The sequence below is a fragment of the Chromohalobacter marismortui genome, from assembly GCF_004364315.1.
Lineage (GTDB): Bacteria > Pseudomonadota > Gammaproteobacteria > Pseudomonadales > Halomonadaceae > Chromohalobacter > Chromohalobacter marismortui.
This window is the reverse complement of sequence record NZ_SOBR01000003.1, coordinates 414,060-429,641: the sequence shown is the minus strand read 5'-3', so window position 1 is coordinate 429,641 and position 15,582 is coordinate 414,060. Positions and strand designations below refer to the sequence as shown.

The window sequence follows — 15,582 nt, the reverse complement described above, 5'->3', positions numbered from 1 at the left end:
ACCAGGATGCCGTCAAGCCTGATCCAGCTTCTGCTTGAGGAGGCTGTTGACCTGTTGCGGGTTGGCGGTGCCGCGCGAGGCTTTCATGACCTGGCCGACGAAGTAGCCGATCATCTTGCCGCGCTTGGCCTCGTCGGCTTCACGGTACTGGGCGACCTGAACCGGGCTGTCGGCGATGACCTGGTCGATCATGCCTTCGATGGCGCCGGTATCGGTGACCTGCTTGAGCCCGCGGGCCTCGATGATGGCATCGGCGCTGTCCGCCTCGCCGTCCCACAGCGCCTGGAAGACCTGCTTGGCGGCCTTGCCGCTGATGGTGTCGTCCATGACGCGCTGAATGAGGCCGCCGAGCTGCCCGGCCGTGACCGGGCTATCGTCGATCTCCAGGTTTTCGCGGTTGAGGTTGGCCGAGAGTTCGCCTTGTACCCAGTTGGCGGCCTGCTTGGCGTCGCCGCAGACATCCTTGACGGCTTCGAAGTACTCGGCCATGGCACGGCTCGAGGCCAGCACGCCGGCGTCATAGGCGGACAAGCCCAGCTGGTTTTCGAAGCGGTGGCGCTTTTCGCTGGGCAGTTCAGGCATGAGTGCGCGCTGGTGATCGACATAGGCACCGTCGAGCATCACTGGAAGCAGGTCGGGACAGGGGAAGTAACGGTAGTCGTTGGCTTCTTCCTTGGTGCGCATGCCGCGCGTCTCGTCGCGTTCCGGGTCGAACAGTCGCGTTTCCTGCACGACCTGACCGCCATCGTCGATGAGTTCGATCTGGCGCTCGACCTCGAAGGCGATGGCCTTCTCGACGAAGCGAAACGAGTTGACGTTCTTGATCTCGGCGCGAGTGCCGAAAGCGGCCTGCCCCTTGGGACGCACCGAGACGTTGACGTCGCAGCGCATCGAGCCTTCGGCCATGTTGCCGTCGGAGATGCCGAGATAGGTGACGATGGCGTGCAGTGCCTTGATGTAGGCGACCGCTTCCTTGGCCGAGCGCATGTCGGGCTCGGAGACGATCTCCAGCAGCGGCGTGCCGGCACGGTTGAGATCGATGCCGGTCATGCCGTGATAGTCCTCGTGCAGCGACTTGCCGGCATCTTCCTCGAGGTGAGCGTGATGAATGCGGACGCTGCGCGTCGAACCGTCGTCGAGGGTGATCTCGACCTGGCCGGGGCCGACGATGGGCTGCGCCATCTGACTCGTCTGATAGCCCTTGGGCAAATCCGGGTAGAAGTAGTTCTTGCGCTCGAACAACGAGGTTTCGGGGATCTCGGCGTCGACGGCGAGACCGAATTTCACCGCCATCGCCACGGCGTTTTCATTGAGTACCGGCAGCACGCCGGGCATGCCGAGGTCGACGGCGCACGCCTGGGTATTGGGCTCGGCGCCGAAGGCGGTGGACGCGCCGGAGAAGATCTTGGACTGGGTGGCGAGCTGAACGTGGACCTCGAGCCCGATCACGGTTTCCCACTGCATCATGCCATCTCCTTGCCGAATGCCGGACGCTTGAGGTGCCAGTCGGTGGCCTGCTGGAATTGATGCGCCACGCCGAGCAGTTGGGCCTCGGCGAAGTGCGGAGCCAGCACCTGGAGGCCGACGGGGCGGTTACCGGCAAAGCCGACCGGAACGCTGATGCCCGGAATGCCGGCCAGGTTGACGGCGATGGTGTAGATATCCTGCAGGTACATCGAGACCGGATCTTTCTGCGCGCCCAGATCGAAGGCCGGCGTGGGGGCGGTCGGCCCCATCAGCACGTCGACGTCGTCGAAGGCGTCGAGAAAGTCCTGACGGATCAGGCGGCGCACTTGCTGTGCCTTGAGGTAGTAAGCGTCGAAGAACCCTTCGGAAAGCGTGTGCGTGCCGATCAGGATGCGCCGCTTGACCTCTTCGCCGAAGCCTTCGGCCCGCGTGCGCTTGTAGAGGTCCTCGAGGTCGGTCGGATCCTCGCAGCGGTGGCCGAAGCGCACACCGTCATAACGCGACAGGTTGGACGATGCCTCCGCCGGCGCGATGACGTAGTAGGCAGGAATCGCCAGGTGCGTGTGCGGCAGGCTGACTTCGCAGACCTTGGCGCCGAGCGACTCGTAGACCTTGATCGCGTCACGCACGGCGGTTTCGACCTCGGGGTCGAGCCCGTCGCCGAAATATTCCTTGGGCAGCCCGATCTTGAGGCCGGCCAGCGAGGTGTCGAGCTCGGCGGAGTAGTCGGGCACCACGCGTGCCACGCTGGTGGAATCGCGCACGTCGTGGCCGGCGATGGTTTCGAGCAGCAGGGCACAGTCGGCAGCGGTGCGTGCCATGGGGCCGCCCTGGTCGAGGCTCGATGCGTAGGCCACCATGCCGTAGCGCGACACACGCCCGTAGGTGGGCTTCAGGCCGGTGATGCCGCAGAAGGCGGCCGGCTGACGAATCGAACCGCCGGTATCGGTGCCGAGCGCTGCCGGTACCAGGCCCGCCGCCACGGCCGCGGCGCTGCCGCCCGAGGAACCGCCGGGCACGGCGCTCACGTCCCAGGGGTTCTTGACCGGGCCATAGAAACTGTTTTCGTTGGACGAGCCCATGGCGAACTCGTCCATGTTGGTCTTGCCGAGGTTGACGGCGCCGGCGTGGCCCAGCTTCTCGACGACCGTGGCGTCATAGGGCGCGACGAAGCTGTCGAGCATCTTCGAACCGCAACTGGTGCGTACGCCCTGGGTGCAGAAGATGTCCTTGAGCGCCAGCGGCAGGCCGGCGAGCGGGCCGGCATGACCGGCCTTGCGTGCTTGGTCAGCGGCGTCGGCATTGGCGAGTGCCTGCTCGGCGGTCACGGTAATGAAGCTGTTGAGTCCGCCATCGAGCTGCTCGATGCGTTGCAGCGCGGCCTGGCACAGCTCACGGCTGGAGAACTCGCCTGCTTCAAGACTAGCGGCAAGCTCCGTGAGGGTCTTGTCATGCATGGAAGAATATGACTCCTGGTTCGAATCCTGACGAGGAAGCTTCACTCGACGACGCGCGGGACAAGATAGAGGCCGTCCTCGGTGGCCGGGGCGCAAGCCTGGAAGCGGTCGCGCTGGCTTCGCTCGGTCACTTCGTCGGGGCGCAGGCGCTGCGTGGCGTCCAGCGGGTGCGCCAATGGGGTGATGCCTTGGGTGTCGACGGCTTGAAGCTGATCGACCATTTCCAGAATGCGGCTCAAGTCATCGACGTAACCAGTTGCTTCGTCCTCACTCAAGCCGACGCGAGCCAGGTGGGCAGCACGGAGCACGTCTGCATGTTCGATCGCCATATCGGGTTACCTTTGATGGATGCCGCGCGGCGCGTGTTCAGCGCCGCGTCAATGAAGGTTTTACGCCGGAGCAACCCCAGAATTTATCATATCTGGCGCGCGCTGACAGGCCTTTGCTTGCCGCGCCACCCCCGCGATGATACCGTTTGCGTCCGCACAGGGTTCCGGTCTGGACTAGGTGAAAGACTTCCATGTTTAAACGTTTACGGGGGCTTTTCTCGAGCGATTTATCGATCGACTTGGGGACCGCCAACACACTGATTTACGTACGCGGTCGCGGTATCGTGCTGGACGAGCCGTCGGTCGTAGCCATCCGCCAGTCTGGCAATATGCGCAGCGTCGCGTCCGTAGGGATCGATGCCAAGCGTATGCTGGGTCGTACCCCTGGCAACATTACGGCGATCCGTCCCATGAAGGACGGCGTCATCGCTGACTTTACCGTCACCGAGCAGATGCTCCAGCACTTCATTCGCAAGGTGCATCAAAGCACCTTCTTGACGCCGAGTCCGCGTGTTCTGGTCTGCGTGCCGTGCATGTCGACTCAGGTCGAGCGACGTGCCATCAAGGAGTCGGCGGAAGGGGCCGGCGCGCGCGAGGTGTTCCTGATCGAGGAGCCCATGGCCGCCGCCATCGGTGCCGGCCTGCCAGTCGAAGAAGCGACCGGTTCGATGGTCGTGGATATCGGTGGCGGGACCTCAGAGATTGCGATCATTTCACTCAATGGCGTGGTGTACTCCGAATCGATTCGTGTGGGTGGCGATCGTTTTGATGAAGCGATCACGGCCTACGTGCGTCGCCATTATGGTAGCCTCATCGGCGAGGCGACTGCGGAACGCATCAAGGAAGAGATCGGTTGCGCCTACCCCGGCGGCGAGCTGCGTGAGATCGATGTGCGCGGCCGCAATCTGGCCGAGGGCATTCCGCGCAGCTTCACGCTGAATTCGCACGAGATTCTCGATGCCCTGCAAGATCCGTTGTCGTCCATCGTCGCTGCGGTAAAGAGCGCACTCGAGCAGTCGCCTCCCGAGCTGGCGTCGGATATTGCCGAGCGCGGTCTGGTGCTGACCGGCGGCGGCGCCTTGTTGCGTGATATCGACAAGTTGATCGCCGAGGAGACGGGGCTGCCGGTCATCGTTGCCGAGGATTCGTTGACGTGCGTGGCGCGCGGTGGCGGCAAGGCATTGGAAATGATCGATCAGCGGACCTTTGAGCTGCTGTCCAGCGATTGATGCCCTTGGGGCTCGTGTTGCTAGTGCCTGTTCATTTGTCTGAAGCCGCTCGCGTTGCGCGTGGCTCGATGGATGGAGCTTAGTGAGACCTGCGCCTTGTCTGCGGAGGAAGGCTTATCAAACCTCTGTTTTCGCATGGTCCAGTACCCAGTTACCGCATGCTGTTATGCGCGGTTGCCGCCTTTGCCCTGATGTTCGCGGATACTCGCCTACCGTTCATGGACGATGTGCGCGCGCAACTGAGTACCGTGGTGGCCCCCGTGCAATGGGCGGTAAGCCTGCCTAGCGAGGGGTTGTCCTGGGCAGCGCTGGTTTTTTCGGACCAGCGTGCCTTGGTAGAAGAGAATCAGCGCTTGCGTCAGCAGTTGTTGACGCTGTCGCATCGTGTCCAGCGCATGGCGAACCTGACGGCGGAAAACGTGCGTCTGCGGGAATTGCTGAATGCTGCGCCACGCGATGAGGTGCCCTATATCACGGCTGACTTATTGTCTCTGGATTCCGACCCCTTTACACAGCAGATGGTGATCGGGCGAGGGCGCCGGGATGGCGTTTACGTCGGCCAGCCCGTCATGGATGCTTCCGGTTTGGTTGGGCAGGTGATTGCCGTTTCCGCGTACACCAGTCGTGTGCTGATGGTGAGTGATGCCAATAATGCCGTGCCGGTGCAGGTCAACCGCAGTGGTCAGCGTTTCATCGTTCAGGGCACTGGCGAGGTCGATACCCTGAGCGTGCTCAATGTGCCGGCTACCGCCGATATCAGGCAAGGCGATCTGCTCACGACGTCCGGCCTTGGGGGGCGTTTCCCCGAGGGTTATCCCGTTGCGGAAGTGACGCGGGTCGACCGGGATGACCAGCATTCTTTCGCCAATGTCGAGGCACGACCACTTGCGCAGCTCGAGCGCTCGCGACACTTCTTGTTGCTGTTTCCACCGACGGCGGCAGTGGCCGCCAGTAGTGATATCAATATCGGAGCGGCGTTACGCGTCGCGAACGGTCGCGTGGCCGAGACGCCCGTCGAACTCGAGGGGGCGCGACCATGATGCGCTTGCCAGGCCTCCTCATGATCTGGCTCACCCTGCTGGTGAGTCTGTGTCTGCAGGTCATGCCGCTAGCCGATGCGTGGTTGATGTGGCGTCCTAATTGGCTGGGGCTGGCATTGGTCTATTGGTGCATCGTCGCTCCTCAGCGTGTCGGTGTCTTCCATGGCTTCGTGCTGGGCTTGTTGCTGGATCTGATCGAGGGAGCCCCGCTGGGGCAGAATGCCCTGACATTGTCGCTTCTCACCTATCTGTGTCTGTTGCTTTATCAGCGTCTGCGGGCCTATTCCATTTGGCAACAGGCGGTATTGCTATTCGTCTTGCTGGGCTTGGTTCAACTCATCGAGCAATGGTTGCGGACGATCTTCGGGCCGGTATCGATCCACCTGGCGTTTCTGTTGCCCGCGTTCGTGGGCGCTGCCCTGTGGCCGTGGTTGTTTACCATGATGCAAGTGCTGCGGCGACGCTTGAAAATCGTGTGATCCTGTCGTCACGCCGCATTATGTGTCTCTCATCCATGTCGTGAGGAAGCGCCTATGTCTACTCCCCAGGCAGTGTCGTTGCGCCTGGCATCGGCTTCACCCCGGCGCCGGGATTTACTGGCTTCGATCGGAGTCGGCGTCGAAGTGTTCCCGACCGCTGTCGATGAAACGCCGCACGCGGGAGAATCGCCTGCCGCCTATGTCGCGCGTCTGGCGCGAGACAAGGCCCAAGCCGGTGCCGCAGGAACAGCATTGCCTACATTGGGCTCGGATACGGCCGTGGTGCTGGGCCAGCGTATCCTGGGCAAGCCGCGTGATCGCGAGGAGGCCGTCGCCATGCTCAGCGCCTTGTCGGGTACCACTCATGACGTGATGACGGGCGTTGCGGTCACGGGACCGCATGGCATGCTGTCGACCCATGTCGTCACACGGGTGACGCTCCGCGAGATACAGCCGGCTGAGATCGACGCATACTGGCGCAGCGGCGAGCCGGTGGACAAGGCGGGGGCCTATGCCATTCAAGGGCTGGCCGCGATTTTCGTCGAGCGCATCGAAGGCAGTCATTCCGCGGTGGTCGGGTTACCTCTCTTCGAGACTGCCAAGTTATTGACGCGCCAAGGTGTCTCGCTGTGGGGCGAGCGTCCGGCTGTGCCATAATGCCGACAGATAATCTGGTTAGGGGCAACGCATGAGCGGCGAGGTACTGATCAATTTGACGCCCATGGAGACGCGTGTCGCCGTGGTCGAAAACGGTGTCTTGCAGGAAGCCTTCATTGAGCGCAGTCGTCGGCGTGGGATCGTAGGCAATATCTATCAGGGCAAGGTGGTGCGGGTGTTACCGGGCATGCAGGCCGCCTTCGTTGATATCGGGCTCGAGCGGGCGGCCTTCATACATGTCAATGAAGTCGTGGCGCCCAACGCGAGCATTGACGAGCACGTCACGATCTCTCAGTTGCTCCAGGAAGGGCAATCGTTGGTCGTGCAGGTCACCAAGGACCCCATCGGCTCGAAAGGGGCGCGTTTGACCACGCACCTGTCGGTGCCGTCGCGCTACCTGGTGTATATGCCTGACTCCCCGCATACCGGCGTCTCCCAGCGTATCGAAGACGAAAACGAACGCGAGCGGCTCAGGACACTGATTGAAGCCTCCCAGGCGGAAATGAGTGGCAATACGCCGGGAGGTGTGATCATCCGCACGGCGGCCGAGGGCGTGGGCCAGGAAGAGCTGGCCGCCGACATGTATTTCCTGTTGCGACTCTGGCGCAAAATCGATGAGCGTCGGCACAGTGCCGTGCCGCCGGCCCTTCTTTACGATGATCTGCCGTTGTTCATTCGTACGCTGCGTGACGTGATGCGTGCCGATATCGAGCGTGTACGGATCGATTCCCGTGAAAACTATGTCAAGCTCAAGGAATTCGCCGAGGAATTCATGCCCGATGTCGAGTCGTGCATCGAATACTATCCCGGCGAGCGCCCGCTGTTCGATCTTTATAGCGTCGAAGACGAAATCCAGAAGGCGCTGGGACGCAAGGTACAGCTCAAATCGGGGGGGTATCTGGTCATCGATCAGACCGAGGCGATGACCACGATTGATGTCAACACGGGAGGCTATGTCGGGCATCGCAACCTCGAGGAGACTATTTTCAAGACCAACCTCGAGGCGGCCACGGCGATTGCGCGGCAGCTGCGGCTGCGCAATCTGGGTGGCATCATCATCATCGATTTCATCGACATGGAAGAACTCGAGCATCAGCGCCAGGTGTTGCGCGTCCTCGAGAAAGCGCTGGAACGCGATCACGCCAAGAACAAGCTGACCGGTGTGACCGAGTTGGGGTTGGTACAGGTCACACGCAAGCGTACTCGCGAAAGCCTCGAGCAGACCCTATGCGAGCCCTGCTTGACCTGTCAGGGACGCGGCACGCTCAAGACAGCTGAAACCGTGTGCTACGAAATATTTCGCGAAATCCTGCGCGAGGAACGTGCTTACAGCCCGGAAACCTACATGGTGCTGGCTTCTCAGAGAGTGGTCGATCGGCTGCTCGACGAAGAATCGACGGCAGTGGCGGACCTGGAGGTCTTTATCGGCAAGACGATTCGTTTTCAGGTCGAGGCCCACTATTCCCAAGAGCAGTACGATATCGTGCTGATGTGACCCCATGACCCCGTTGCGAAGAAAAGGGCGTTGGCTGCTCACCGCGGTGGCGGTGATACTGGGCATCATCGCAGTGGTGTTGCTGACGTTGCGTGGCCTGGCGACGCAGGTCGATGCCTTGCGCGACGATATCGAAGCGCAGCTCGCCCAACGTTTCAATGCGGATGCCGAGTTGCGGCACCTGGGCGCCGGCTGGAATGGCTGGGACCCGTCAGTGACGCTGTCGGGCATGACGCTGCGTACCAAGTCGCCGCAATCGCGCCCCTTGTTGAGGCTCGAGAAGGCATATGCACGTCTCGATACGCTGGCGTCATTGCGTGCCGGCTATCCCGTGTTCGAAAGGGCCAATGTCGCCCGAGCGACCCTCCATCTCTATCAGAATGAGGACGGCGGATGGGGGTGGCCCTCGGTGGACGTGCCGGACCAGATCGAGTCGTCGGGTCGCTTGCGTCTCGCCGCTATCAACCGCTGGGTCGGTGCGCTTCTGCGTCAGCGTGTCGCGATTCATGACGTGCGCGTGGTCCTGCATGGACGCCAGGACGACGTCACGCTGGTGGCGCCACGTGTGCTGATGGCCGGTGGTGATGCCAGGGCCCACCTCGAAGGGCAGATGCATGTCGAAGGCCAACCGGAGACCACCCTGAGTGCGGTACTCGACGTGCTGCCCGGGCGGCGAGGATTGGGCGCCTTCAACGCTGCCCTGCAAGTCGACGTCAATGCCGCGGGGCTGCGTTCGTTGGGCCGGATGTTGACGGCTCGACAACGCTATACGTTGAAAACGGTAGACGGCGATGCTCGGCTTTGGGCCCGCTGGCGCGATGCGCGTCTCGAAGATGTGCGCCTGCGCCTGTCGCTGCCGACATTGGTCATGACGCGACGTGAGGGCGCACCGTTGGCGTTCGAGGATATCGGCGTGCGTGCCCAGGCGTTGCGTAACGATGAGGGTGTCTGGAATGTCTGGGCCAATGGCTTGTCCGTCAAGCGGGATGACGACGGCCTCGAGAAGCTGCCCTTGCCTGAACGGGTGCAGGCACGTATCGATGGGGATGACTGGTGGCTGCGCAGCAGCGATTTTCCCCTCGATGCGCTGACGGCTTGGGGCGGCATGCTGCCCTTGTCCGATGAACATGCGCGAATGCTCGAGCACATGGCGCCAACGGGGCAAGTCGAGGGTCTCGAGGTCGGGCAGCAAGCGGGACGCTGGTTTTCACGCACGTCACTGACGGGAGTACGCGTGTCGGCCTGGGACGGCATTCCCGGTGGCGGGCCGTTCAGCGCCTGGGTGACTACCGATAACGCTTCGGGGCATGTGCGTTTTCGTCATGAGCCGGGCATGGTGCTGGCCTTTCCCGACGTCTATGCCCAGCCGATCGACGTGGATGCCGCCAGCGGTCGTGTCGAGTGGCAGCGTGACGGCGATGCCTTCGAGATCGTGGGCAAGGCGCTACAAGCGACCTGGCGTGGCGCCGATGTGGAGGGCACCTTCGCGGTCCGCTTGCCATTGGCCGAGGACGTACCAGGGCATCTCGATCTCGACCTGGCATTTTCCGATGTGGACGCGATCGATACGCCGCTGCTCGATTGGTTGCCCACCCAGCCCATGGACGAAGAACTGCTCGAATGGCTGTCGCAGGTCGAGGGACGCGTGCCCCAGGGGTCTCTGTCGCTATCGCAGACGCTGACCGAACGCGAGGCCCCTGAAGGCCAGCTGTTCGTCAACCCCGAGGATCGCCTGCAGCTGGAGCTGGATGTCGAGCAGGGGCGGCTCCCCTATGACAGCGAATGGCCTGTGCTGGAAAACGTCGCGGGTCATCTATCCATCGAGAATCAGAGTCTTGTCGCCGATGTGGCGCATGCCACGAGCATGGGGCTGGAAACGGAGAATGCGCGTGTTCTCATGGTGGGCAACACCTTGGGTGTTCGTGGACCGGTGACGGGCACCAGCCAGTCGTTGTTGGATTTTCTCGCGGCGGCGCCGCTGGACGGGCTCGACGAGACCTTTGCCGGGTGGCGCAGTGAGGGCCAGGTTCAGGCCGACCTTGACTTGACGGTGCCGCTGGCGGTTCCCGAGATGATGCAAGCCGATATTCAAGGCCGCGTCGAGGCCTCGCGACTGTATATCGATACGCTGCGCCTTCCCATCAAGGATGTACAAGGAACGCTGCATTACCGTCATCGCAAGGATCAGGACATGCTCACCGGTGACCTCAATGCACACGCGTGGGGAGGGCCTTTGCATGGCGATCTGGATGTGGGGGGTGATGGCCTCACTTTTACTGGACGAGCCAGTGTCGAAGGGCTTCTGGACTGGGCGGGATTGGCGCCACAGCCCGCGCTGGTCGAAGGCACGCTTCCCTATCGTGCGCGGGTGACGTTCGATGACAAGGACAAGGCGAGCGTAAGGGTCACCAGTGACCTTCAGGGGCTGGCGCTTCATTTGCCGGATCCCTTCGGCAAGGCGGCCGATGCCGCGGGGGCGTTGGAAGTGACGACCGATGTGGCCTCGGGGAGCGGACAGGTCCGGATATCCGATTGGGGACGGGCGCGTTGGCGCACGCGAGGCGAACGTCTGCAGGGCCAGATCTGGTTGGAAGACTGGCCACGCACCCCGCAATGGCCACAGCAAAGTGGCTGGACCCTGAACTGGCAGCCGTCACGCCTCGACCCTCGGCAATGGATATCGCTGCTGCGAGAACGTGCCCTCAATCGACCTGTCATCAAACAGTCTGCAGGCGCACCGCTAGGGGCAACGGGCGGTGATCGCCAGGACGCCGCACGCGGTCTGCAACGCATATCGGTGTCGACACCCTGTGTCGTCATGGCCGATCGGTGTCGCGGTGCCCTGCAAGCGGCCATCACGCCGCTCGTGAGTGGATGGCAACTGGTGCTGGAAGGGCCCATCGCCGCGGGCAACGCGCAGTGGCGGCCGGATTCCGAGCAGCCGGTGGATATCGATCTCACGCATCTCGATTTGGGCTCGCTATGGCCCGCCGACCCTGCTGCCCAGGGTGACGGTAAAGTGACGCTCAGTGAGGAAATCGCCACGCCGCCGGATCCCGTGGCCTTGCCGGAGGGGGTCAAGCGCTGGCCGGATGGCCACTTGCATATCGGTGAGTTGCGTCGCGATGGACAAACGTTCGGTCCGCTCGAGGCCGACTGGCAAACGTCATCGCGACGCTTGAGCATCAACCCACTGTCACTGGTGATCAACGGCGTGACGGCGAGCGGTGAGCTGGCCTGGGAAGAGGCGGGGCAACAAGGCAGTCTCACTCGCGCGCGAATGACCTTGAAAGGGAGTAATCTGGGGGAAGCGTTGGTGCGCCTGGGGCAGCCCGAAGTCGTCAATAGCGAAACCGTCAATATAGAAGCACGTTTGGCCTGGCCCGGTGCGCCATGGCAATTTGCCGTTGAACGCGCGCAAGGCAGCGTGTCGCTGGCCTTGACCAACGGCCGTTTCAGAAAGATCGAGTCGGGACCGGCCAAGCTGGTGGGACTGCTCAACCTGGACAATATCTTTCGCCGCCTGACGCTGGATTTTTCCGATATCACGCAGGAGGGAACGGCCTTCAACAGTGTCAAGGGCGAAGCGACGCTGTTCGACGGCAAGCTCGTGACCCGAGGCCCGGTTGAAATCGACGGTTCGGCCACCCATTTCACCTTGCAAGGCGAGGCCGATCTCGTGCAGCGTACACTGGATCAACGACTGAGTATCACCGTTCCGGTGAGTCAGAATTTACCGCTGGCGGCTGTGCTCGTCGGCGCGCCGCAGGTAGGGGTGGGGTTGTATCTTGCCCACAAGCTGTTCGGCGGCTGGCTCGATAAGGCAACGCAGATACATTACCGCGTGCACGGCCCATGGTCGTCGCCGCAACTGACACTGGAAAGCGCCCGATGAACGCACTCAATGACAGCGCCTTGGATCAGGCGACCTCTTTGCTCCTCGCGCCGGGTGGGCTCGACCTATCGGCGCTGGACACCGGCCTGGCGCACGCCATGGGGCCGGGCATCGACTATGCTGATTTGTATTTTCAACGCACTTGGCAGGAAAGCTGGGTCCTCGAGGACGGCGATGTCAAGGAGGCCGGGTACAACATCGATGGCGGTGTCGGCGTGCGCACTCTGACCGGTGAAAAGACCGGCTTTGCCTATTCCAACCAGATTAATGCCGAGGCGCTGGCCGATACCGGGCGTATCGCCTCGGGGATTGCGCGTAGCGGTCAGCGCGTGCCACCACAGACGGTGCAGGTAGCCATGCCGACGCGGCGCTATGCCGATGTGGATCCCCTGGCAGGGCTTTCCGCCGAGGACAAGATCGCCATGCTCAAGACGGCGGATCGCGTGGCCCGTGCCGCCGATCCGTGCATCACGCAGGTCAGTGCCTCGCTGTCCGGCGTCTATGAAGTGGTGATGGTGCGCGCCAGCGATGGCACGCTTGCAGCCGACATTCGTCCTTTGGTGCGCTTCAACGTCAGCGTCATCGCGGTGCGTGATGGCCGTCGTGAGCGTGGCAGTGCCGGCGGTGGTGGGCGCTATTCGATGGCACGGCTGCGTGACGAGCAAGTGGCCGAACGCTATGCCAAGGAGGCGGTACGTCAGGCGATGGTCAACCTGGAAGCGGTCGATGCGCCGGCTGGCCAGATGCCAGTGGTCTTGGGCAATGGCTGGCCGGGTATCCTGCTTCACGAAGCGGTGGGGCATGGCCTCGAAGGCGACTTCAACCGCAAAGGCAGTTCGGCTTTCGCGGGGCGTATCGGCGAACGCGTTGCGGCGCCGGGTGTCACGGTCATCGATGATGGCACGTTAGCTGACCGGCGGGGCTCGCTGAGCGTTGATGACGAGGGCACGCCGAGTCAGTGCAACACGCTGATCGAGGACGGCATCCTGAAAGGCTACATGCAGGATAAGCTCAACGCGCGTCTCATGGGGATGGCGCCGACCGGCAATGCGCGTCGCGAGTCCTATGCACACGTCACCATGCCGCGCATGACCAATACCTGCATGCTGGCGGGCCAGGATGATCCCGAGGATATCGTCAAGAGCGTCAAACGCGGCATCTATGCGGTGAGCTTCGGTGGCGGCCAGGTCGACATCACCTCGGGACGCTTCGTGTTCTCCGCGTCCGAGGCCTATTTGATCGAGGATGGCAAGATCACGGCGCCCGTCAAAGGCGCGACCTTGATCGGCAACGGGCCGGAAGTGATGCAGCAGGTGTCGATGATCGGGCACGACCTCGATTTGGATACGGGCGTGGGTGTCTGTGGCAAGGAAGGTCAGGGAGTGCCGGTCGGTGTGGGCCAACCGACACTCAAGATCGACGAACTCACCGTGGGTGGGACACAGTCATAAAGCTCGAAGCGGGAAGAGCGCCGCTACGCGGCTGGAAGTTGGAAGAAGAAAATTCCTGGCTTCGAGCGGCAAAGCCGTATTTTCTGGCTTAGAGGTCAGCGGTTTCGCGGATCAGTTTGAACAATTTGCGGGCGCTCGTCGGCGGTTTTTCGCGCTGACGTTCGCTCTTGGCGTTGCGGATGAGTTGTCGCAGCGTCTGACGATCGACCTCGGGATGGTCGGCGATGAAGGCCTCCAACGTATCGGTGCTGTCATCGTCGATGAGCCGGTCGCGCCAGCGTTCGAGACGATGAAAGGCGTTATCGCGATGCAGTTGTTCCTGTTCGATGGCCTCGAACGTGGCCTGGATGGCTGCCAAATCCTCGCGGCGCATGACCTTGCCGACATACTGCATGTGACGACGGCGGCCTTCGTGGGAGCGGATACGTGAGGTTTCCTCGACCGCGAAGCGCATGTCGTCGGAGAGCGGCAGGCGCGCGCGTTCGGCATCGCTCATGGCGATGATGCGCTCGCCGAGCGCCTGCAGGGCCCTCATCTCGTGCTTGCGCTGGGTCTTGCTGGGACGTCCCGCTTCTTCGTCTTGCGGGTCGGGGAGGTCGATCGACGACATTGCATTACCATCATGCTTCGGGGTGACTGTGCAGTATATCAGGCTTCCTCGACAATCCTACCGAGCCCTTGAGCAGTGTCTCGGGCCTTATGAGTACAGGAGTAGATCATGAGCCAGGCCTTCGATGCCGTAGAGCAGCAAGCACGCTTGGAGGCACGCGTCGCGCAGGCCTTGGAATTGGCCAAGCGCTTGGGCGCGGATGCGTGCGAGGTGGGCGCCAGCGTGGACCAGGGAATCGAGGTCGGTGTGCGCCTGGGGGACGTGGAAAGCGTCGAACTGTCGCGCGATCAGGGGATTGCGGTCACCGTCTTTGTGGGGCAGCGAAAAGGCAGTGTGTCGACGTCCGATGCCAGCGATGAATCTCTGCGTGCGGTCGTCGAAAAAGCGTTGGATATTGCCCGCTATACCGCAGAGGATCCGGCTTCTGGCTTGGCGGACGCGTCGCTGATGGCGACGGAATTGCCTGATCTTGGCGTTCATCACCCCTGGGCGTTGAGTACCGATGATGCCATCGAGCTGGCGCTCGCCTGCGAGTCCGCCGGACGCGGGGTCGACGGCATCGTCAATTCCGAAGGAGCGAACTTGTCGAGCGGAGAAGGGGTGCGCGTCTATGGCAATAGCCATGGGTTCCTGGGCAGCCAGCGGGGCAGTCACCATTCATTGTCGTGCATGCTGATCGCAGGCCAAGGGGCGGACATGCAGCGCGATTATGACTATACCGCGGTGCGCAATCCAGCGGATTTGAAATCGCCCGAGTCGGTGGGACAGCGTGCCGCCGAGAAGACCCTGGCCAGATTGGGGGCGACCTCACCGGCGACGGGGCGGATGCCGGTGCTCTTTGCGCCCGAGCTTGCCAGTGGCCTGGTGGGCAGCTTCATGGGGGCCATCGCCGGGGGCGCCTTGTATCGTGAGGCCTCTTTCCTGTGCGACCGCTTAGGAGAGGCTGTCTTCCCCGCCTGGTTCTCTCTACGCGAGCAGCCACGTGAATATGGGGCCATGGCGAGTACGGCTTTTGACAATGAGGGTGTCGCCACGCGCGATAATGTCTTCATCGACCGAGGACGCTTGGCGAGTTACATGCTCTCGACGTACAGCGCGCGCCGCCTTGGCATGACGACCACGGGCAATGCGGGCGGTGCGCGCAATCTGCGTATCGATGCACCCTTGGCCTCGCGGGATGAGTTGCTTGCGCGGATGGGGCGTGGGGTATTGGTTACCGAGTTGATGGGGCAGGGCGTCAATGGGGTGACCGGTGACTACTCGCGTGGTGCGTCGGGCTTCTGGGTCGAAGATGGCAAGATTCAGCATCCCGTCGAGGAATTCACCATTGCCGGCAACTTGCGCGATATGTTCGCCAATCTCCAGGGGGTGGGCGACGATACCGATACGCGAGGCAGTGTGCACACCGGTAGCTGGTTGATCGATGATATGACGGTAGCCGGCGAGTAAGAACGTTGGGCGACGCAGGGCCTT

Annotated in this window: 12 protein-coding genes; 8 read left to right on the top strand and 4 right to left on the bottom strand. The window is 62.4% G+C overall.

The features are described 5' to 3' along the window. Window positions 1-12: 12 nt before the first annotated feature. From gatB to gatC, 3 genes are read right to left on the bottom strand one after another with little or no spacing between them, the layout of a single operon-like run. Window positions 13-1,464, bottom strand: coding sequence for an Asp-tRNA(Asn)/Glu-tRNA(Gln) amidotransferase subunit GatB (gene gatB / locus C8E00_RS08610; RefSeq protein WP_133697230.1), 1,452 nt, complete (start codon window positions 1,462-1,464; stop codon window positions 13-15). Next, the gene (gene gatA / locus C8E00_RS08605; RefSeq protein WP_133696921.1) at window positions 1,464-2,924 is read right to left on the bottom strand and encodes an Asp-tRNA(Asn)/Glu-tRNA(Gln) amidotransferase subunit GatA; all 1,461 of its coding nucleotides are present in this window, start codon (window positions 2,922-2,924) and stop codon (window positions 1,464-1,466) included. The genes gatB and gatA overlap by 1 nt, the downstream gene beginning before the upstream one ends. Window positions 2,925-2,965: 41 nt before the next feature. Next, window positions 2,966-3,253 carry an Asp-tRNA(Asn)/Glu-tRNA(Gln) amidotransferase subunit GatC gene (gatC, locus tag C8E00_RS08600; RefSeq protein WP_133696919.1) on the bottom strand — a complete coding sequence of 96 codons (288 nt, stop codon included), beginning with the start codon at window positions 3,251-3,253 and terminating at the stop codon, window positions 2,966-2,968. Window positions 3,254-3,444: 191 nt separating this feature from the next. Between gatC and C8E00_RS08595 the strand changes: the two genes are divergently transcribed. From C8E00_RS08595 to tldD, 7 genes are all read left to right on the top strand, one after another. After that, window positions 3,445-4,482: a rod shape-determining protein gene (locus C8E00_RS08595; RefSeq protein WP_133696916.1), complete on the top strand. Its 1,038-nt coding sequence runs from the start codon at window positions 3,445-3,447 to the stop codon at window positions 4,480-4,482. Between the two features lie 116 nt (window positions 4,483-4,598). Then, window positions 4,599-5,522 (top strand): rod shape-determining protein MreC, encoded by a 924-nt coding sequence (gene mreC / locus C8E00_RS08590; protein WP_279586112.1) that lies wholly within the window; start codon window positions 4,599-4,601, stop codon window positions 5,520-5,522. Further along, window positions 5,519-6,001 carry a rod shape-determining protein MreD gene (mreD, locus tag C8E00_RS08585; protein ID WP_166638280.1) on the top strand — a complete coding sequence of 161 codons (483 nt, stop codon included), beginning with the start codon at window positions 5,519-5,521 and terminating at the stop codon, window positions 5,999-6,001. Before mreC ends, mreD begins: the two co-directional genes overlap by 4 nt. 54 nt (window positions 6,002-6,055) lie before the next feature. Continuing rightward, the gene (locus C8E00_RS08580; RefSeq protein WP_133696911.1) at window positions 6,056-6,658 is read left to right on the top strand and encodes a Maf family protein; all 603 of its coding nucleotides are present in this window, start codon (window positions 6,056-6,058) and stop codon (window positions 6,656-6,658) included. A 31-nt stretch (window positions 6,659-6,689) separates the two neighbouring features. Further along, window positions 6,690-8,153 carry a ribonuclease G gene (rng, locus tag C8E00_RS08575; protein ID WP_133696910.1) on the top strand — a complete coding sequence of 488 codons (1,464 nt, stop codon included), beginning with the start codon at window positions 6,690-6,692 and terminating at the stop codon, window positions 8,151-8,153. 4 nt (window positions 8,154-8,157) lie between these two features. Further along, a complete protein-coding gene (locus tag C8E00_RS08570) occupies window positions 8,158-12,048 on the top strand; it encodes a YhdP family phospholipid transporter (protein WP_133696909.1) in 3,891 nt (1,296 codons plus the stop codon). Then, window positions 12,045-13,499 carry a metalloprotease TldD gene (gene tldD / locus C8E00_RS08565; RefSeq protein WP_133696908.1) on the top strand — a complete coding sequence of 485 codons (1,455 nt, stop codon included), beginning with the start codon at window positions 12,045-12,047 and terminating at the stop codon, window positions 13,497-13,499. Before C8E00_RS08570 ends, tldD begins: the two co-directional genes overlap by 4 nt. An 88-nt stretch (window positions 13,500-13,587) precedes the next feature. Here tldD and yjgA read toward each other — a convergent pair whose 3' ends face one another. After that, on the bottom strand, window positions 13,588-14,109 hold the full coding sequence (yjgA, locus tag C8E00_RS08560) for a ribosome biogenesis factor YjgA (protein WP_133696907.1): 522 nt from the start codon (window positions 14,107-14,109) through the stop codon (window positions 13,588-13,590). 108 nt (window positions 14,110-14,217) lie between these two features. On the opposite strand from yjgA, the gene pmbA reads away from it, so the two are divergent. Beyond that, on the top strand, window positions 14,218-15,558 hold the full coding sequence (gene pmbA / locus C8E00_RS08555) for a metalloprotease PmbA (RefSeq protein WP_133696906.1): 1,341 nt from the start codon (window positions 14,218-14,220) through the stop codon (window positions 15,556-15,558). The last annotated feature ends 24 nt before the right edge of the window (window positions 15,559-15,582 follow it).